Origin of the sequence: Bacteroides sp. AM41-16, assembly GCF_003603495.1 — a bacterium.
GTDB lineage: Bacteria > Bacteroidota > Bacteroidia > Bacteroidales > Bacteroidaceae > Bacteroides > Bacteroides uniformis.
Map to the genome: position 1 here is coordinate 1 of NZ_QTNE01000025.1, position 5,218 is coordinate 5,218.

Below are 5,218 nucleotides of genomic sequence, written 5' to 3' on the forward strand. Positions count from 1 at the left end.
AAACGAACAAAGCCTCCGTATCCTTATCAGACACGGAGGCTTCTTCTGAAAACGGCGACTACCTACTCTCCCACTGTTACGCAGTACCATCGGCGTGACCGGGCTTAACTTCTCTGTTCGGAATGGGAAGAGGTGGAACCCCGGTGCTGTAGTCACCTGAATAAGGCAGACATGATGAGAAAAAAGTAAAGTGTCCATACATTGCTGAACGTATATACCTCCATACACGGAAGGCAAAAAGTGGACGGGCAATTAGTAATGCTCGGCTATGACATCGCTGCCTGTACACCTGCATCCTATCAACGTTGTAGTCTACAACGACCCTGAGAAATCTAATCTTGTGGCTGGCTTCGTACTTAGATGCTTTCAGCACTTATCCAATCCCGACTTAGATACCCGGCAATGCACCTGGCGGCACAACCGGTAAACCAGAGGTCAGTCCAACACGGTCCTCTCGTACTAGTGTCAGAGCCACGCAAATTTCATGCGCCCACGATAGATAGAGACCGAACTGTCTCACGACGTTCTGAACCCAGCTCGCGTGCCACTTTAATGGGCGAACAGCCCAACCCTTGGGACCTTCTCCAGCCCCAGGATGTGACGAGCCGACATCGAGGTGCCAAACCCCTCCGTCGATATGAGCTCTTGGGAGGGATCAGCCTGTTATCCCCGGAGTACCTTTTATCCTTTGAGCGATGTCCTTTCCATACAGAAACACCGGATCACTATGCTCTAGTTTCCTACCTGATCGACTTGTAAGTCTCCCAGTCAAGCGCCCTTATGCCATTACACTCTGCCGACGGTTACCAATCGTCGTGAGGGCACCTTTAGAAGCCTCCGTTACACTTTTGGAGGCGACCACCCCAGTCAAACTACCCACCAAACAGTGTCCCCGCAACAACGGGTTAGAACTCAAATAATCAAAGGGCCGTATTTCAACAGCGGCTCCACAAATACTGGCGTACCTGCTTCGAAGCCTCCGGCCTATCCTACACATCAATTACCCAAATTCAATGTTAAGCTATAGTAAAGGTTCACGGGGTCTTTTCGTCCCATCGCGGGTAATCGGCATCTTCACCGATACTACAATTTCACTGAGCTCACGGTTGAGACAGCGTCCAGATCATTACACCATTCGTGCAGGTCGGAACTTACCCGACAAGGAATTTCGCTACCTTAGGACCGTTATAGTTACGGCCGCCGTTTACTGGGGCTTCAATTCAATGCTTCTCTTGCGATGACATCTCCTCTTAACCTTCCAGCACCGGGCAGGTGTCAGGCTGTATACTTCATCTTTCAATTTTGCACAGCCCTGTGTTTTTGTTAAACAGTTGCCTGGACCTATTCTCTGCGCCTCGCCGTAAAGCGAGGACCCTTTATCCCGAAGTTACAGGGTCAGTTTGCCTAGTTCCTTAACCGTGAATCACTCAAGCGCCTTAGTATATTCAACCCGACTACGTGTGTCCGTTTGCGGTACGGGTACCTGCAGGATTAAGTTTAGCGGATTTTCTTGGAAGTATGATTACACGCACTATTGGATTGTTCTAAGAACGCTCCATACTATCAGGTTCGACTCTTGCTCCGGATTTGCCTGGAACAATCAGCATCTACACCCTTCAACGGACTATTCCGTCAGTCCGCGGCGCTGTCACGACTCCGTCTCCACGTCACTCCCACAGGTAGTACCGGAATATTAACCGGTTCTGCCATCGGCCTCGCCGTTCGGCTGAGCCTTAGGACCCGACTTACCCTGATCCGATTAGCGTTGATCAGGAAACCTTAGTCTTTCGGCGAGGGGGTTTCCCACCCCCTTTATCGTTACTTATACCTACATTTGCTTTTCCACACGCTCCAGCAAAGCTCGCGCTTCACCTTCGACGCCGAGTGGAATGCTCCCCTACCGATGATTTCTCATCCCAAAGCTTCGGTAGAATACTTATGCCCGATTATTATCCACGCCAAACTCCTCGACTAGTGAGCTGTTACGCACTCTTTAAATGAATGGCTGCTTCCAAGCCAACATCCTAGCTGTCTTAGCAATCTGACTTCGTTAGTTCAACTTAGTATTCATTTCGGGACCTTAGCTGTTGGTCCGGATTGTTCTCCTTTAGGACATGGACCTTAGCACCCATGCCCTCACTCCTGACATAGAACTGACACGCATTCGGAGTTTGTCAAGACTTGATAGGCGGTGAAGCCCTCGCATCTTATCAGTCGCTCTACCTCATGCCAGTATAAGTCAAGGCTGCACCTAAATGCATTTCGGGGAGTACGAGCTATCTCCAAGTTTGATTAGCCTTTCACCCCCACCCTCAGGTCATCCAGAAGCTTTTCAACGCTTATTGGTTCGGTCCTCCAGATGGTGTTACCCATCCTTCAACCTGCCCAAGGGTAGATCACTTGGTTTCGCGTCTACTCCTTCCGACTATACGCCCTGTTCAGACTCGCTTTCGCTTCGGCTGCAGATCTGAAATCCTTAACCTCGCCGGAAAAAGTAACTCGTAGGTTCATTATGCAAAAGGCACGCCGTCACACCAGAAGGTGCTCCGACCGCTTGTAGGCACATGGTTTCAGGAACTATTTCACTCTTCTGTTCGAAGTGCTTTTCACCTTTCCTTCACAGTACTGGTTCACTATCGGTCTCTCGGGAGTATTTAGCCTTACCGGATGGTCCCGGCAGATTCACGCAGAATTCCTCGTGCTCCGCGCTACTCAGGATACCACTAGGCTTCGCTTGGCTTCGCATACGCAGCTGTCATGCTCTATGGCTGTACTTTCCAGAACATTCTGCTCACCAACTTTCTTGCCACGACGTGGTCCTACAACCCCACACATGCCGTAACATGGGTGGTTTGGGCTGTTCCCCGTTCGCTCGCCACTACTGGGGGAATCATTGTTTATTTTCTTTTCCTGCAGGTACTAAGATGTTTCAGTTCCCTGCGTTAGCCTCCTGCAATGCAGGATGATACTTCTTCAAAGTACCGGGTTGTCCCATTCGGAAATCCGCGGATCAAAGGTCATTTGCACCTACCCGCAGCTTATCGCAGCTTATCACGTCCTTCATCGCCTCCGAGAGCCAAGGCATCCGCCATGTGCCCTTACTTACTTTTTGTCTTACCGATCACGTATGGTCGATATATACTTTCAGCTTTTAACTTTACTTTTTTTTGGTCACATCATGTCAAAGAACGGTGTTTCAATTATAAAACAATAATCAAAACGGAGTGGAGAATAACGGATTCGAACCGTTGACCCCCTGCGTGCAAAGCAGGTGCTCTAGCCAGCTGAGCTAATCCCCCTTCTTATAAGTGGAAAACGGAAAGTGGAAAGTGGAAAATCCGGAGAGTTCCCGATTTTCATTTCTCAATTTTCAGTTTTCAACTTTGAAGTAGTCCCAGGCAGAGTTGAACTGCCGACCTCTACATTATCAGTGTAGCGCTCTAACCAACTGAGCTATAGGACTGTCAGTCAAACCCTCGCCTTACGGCTCGGCTTCTACTTTTCTCGTATATTTTAATAAACAAGTACGCGCAGTACAAGAGGTTCTTATGGAAGCATAACTTCAAGAACCAACGATCGAGTCGAGACGTCACTCCAGAAAGGAGGTGTTCCAGCCGCACCTTCCGGTACGGCTACCTTGTTACGACTTAGCCCCAATCACCAGTTTTACCCTAGGGCGCTCCTCGCGGTTACGCACTTCAGGTACCCCCGGCTTTCATGGCTTGACGGGCGGTGTGTACAAGGCCCGGGAACGTATTCACCGCGCCGTGGCTGATGCGCGATTACTAGCGAATCCAGCTTCATGGAGTCGGGTTGCAGACTCCAATCCGAACTGAGAGAGGCTTTAGGGATTAGCATCACGTCGCCGTGTAGCTGCCTTCTGTACCCCCCATTGTAACACGTGTGTAGCCCCGGACGTAAGGGCCGTGCTGATTTGACGTCATCCCCACCTTCCTCACATCTTACGACGGCAGTCTCGACAGAGTCCCCAGCATAACCTGATGGTAACTATCGATAAGGGTTGCGCTCGTTATGGCACTTAAGCCGACACCTCACGGCACGAGCTGACGACAACCATGCAGCACCTTCACAACTGCCTTGCGGCTGACATGTCTCCACATCATTCAGTTGCAATTCAAGCCCGGGTAAGGTTCCTCGCGTATCATCGAATTAAACCACATGTTCCTCCGCTTGTGCGGGCCCCCGTCAATTCCTTTGAGTTTCACCGTTGCCGGCGTACTCCCCAGGTGGAATACTTAACGCTTTCGCTTGGCCGCTTACTGTATATCGCAAACAGCGAGTATTCATCGTTTACTGTGTGGACTACCAGGGTATCTAATCCTGTTTGATACCCACACTTTCGAGCATCAGCGTCAGTTACAGTCCAGCAGGCTGCCTTCGCAATCGGAGTTCTTCGTGATATCTAAGCATTTCACCGCTACACCACGAATTCCGCCTGCCTCTACTGTACTCAAGACACCCAGTATCAACTGCAATTTTACGGTTGAGCCGCAAACTTTCACAACTGACTTAAGCGTCCGCCTACGCTCCCTTTAAACCCAATAAATCCGGATAACGCTCGGATCCTCCGTATTACCGCGGCTGCTGGCACGGAGTTAGCCGATCCTTATTCATACGGTACATACAAAAAGGCACACGTGCCTCACTTTATTCCCGTATAAAAGAAGTTTACAACCCATAGGGCAGTCATCCTTCACGCTACTTGGCTGGTTCAGACTCTCGTCCATTGACCAATATTCCTCACTGCTGCCTCCCGTAGGAGTTTGGACCGTGTCTCAGTTCCAATGTGGGGGACCTTCCTCTCAGAACCCCTATCCATCGAAGGCTTGGTGGGCCGTTACCCCGCCAACAACCTAATGGAACGCATCCCCATCGATGACCGAAATTCTTTAATAGTTCTACCATGCGGAAGAACTATGCCATCGGGTATTAATCTTTCTTTCGAAAGGCTATCCCCGAGTCATCGGCAGGTTGGATACGTGTTACTCACCCGTGCGCCGGTCGCCATCAAACTTAGCAAGCTAAGTTCATGCTGCCCCTCGACTTGCATGTGTTAAGCCTGTAGCTAGCGTTCATCCTGAGCCAGGATCAAACTCTTCATTGTAAAAGTATCGTGACTGCGCAAATTAAAAATTAAAGTGCGACAGCTTAATTATCTGTTCAGGACGCTCGAATTCAAAAAGTTTATCTTTACCTA

2 tRNA genes and 3 rRNA genes are annotated in these 5,218 nt (G+C 49.8%); all 5 read right to left on the reverse strand.

The window, feature by feature from the left end:
- Nucleotides 1-49: 49 nt before the first annotated feature.
- The 5 genes from rrf to DW896_RS18450 all read right to left on the reverse strand — a co-directional run bounded on the left by rrf (nucleotide 50) and on the right by DW896_RS18450 (nucleotide 5,125).
- Nucleotides 50-160: ribosomal RNA gene (gene rrf / locus DW896_RS18430) — 5S ribosomal RNA — on the reverse strand.
- 72 nt (nucleotides 161-232) lie between these two features.
- Nucleotides 233-3,112, reverse strand: a 23S ribosomal RNA gene (locus tag DW896_RS18435).
- Between the two features lie 113 nt (nucleotides 3,113-3,225).
- Nucleotides 3,226-3,299: transfer RNA gene (locus DW896_RS18440), tRNA-Ala, on the reverse strand.
- 90 nt (nucleotides 3,300-3,389) lie between these two features.
- Nucleotides 3,390-3,463, reverse strand: a tRNA-Ile gene (locus DW896_RS18445).
- Between the two features lie 135 nt (nucleotides 3,464-3,598).
- Nucleotides 3,599-5,125, reverse strand: a 16S ribosomal RNA gene (locus DW896_RS18450).
- Together the 16S, 23S and 5S rRNA genes with 2 tRNA genes alongside form the textbook arrangement of a ribosomal RNA operon.
- Nucleotides 5,126-5,218: the final 93 nt, after the last annotated feature.